The sequence below is a fragment of the Salinivibrio costicola subsp. alcaliphilus genome, assembly GCF_001996185.1.
Lineage (GTDB): Bacteria > Pseudomonadota > Gammaproteobacteria > Enterobacterales > Vibrionaceae > Salinivibrio > Salinivibrio costicola.
In genome coordinates, this window is the sequence record NZ_MUFR01000215.1 from 1 (window position 1) to 247 (window position 247).

Annotated in this window: 1 rRNA gene; it reads right to left on the minus strand. The window is 47.0% G+C overall.

Going from position 1 to position 247, the window contains the following annotated elements:
• Positions 1–61 (minus strand): 5S ribosomal RNA (gene rrf / locus BZJ21_RS16950); the annotation flags it as partial.
• Positions 62–247: the final 186 nt, after the last annotated feature.

A 247-nucleotide genomic window follows, 5' to 3' on the forward strand; every position in this document is an offset into this window, starting at 1 on the left:
TTCGTTTCACTACTGAGTTCGGCATGGAGTCAGGTGGGTCCAAAGCGCTATGGTCGCCAAGCAAAATTTGGTGTGTCTTCACTTTTCAGTCAAAACACGAATCTAGAAAGCTGTTTCGTTCTCGCCACAATCAACTGGCTTTATTTTAAGTCCAACCCAAAACCTCTTGGGTGTTGTATGGTTAAGCCGCACGGGCAATTAGTACAGGTTAGCTCAACGCCTCACAGCGCTTACACACCCTGCCTAT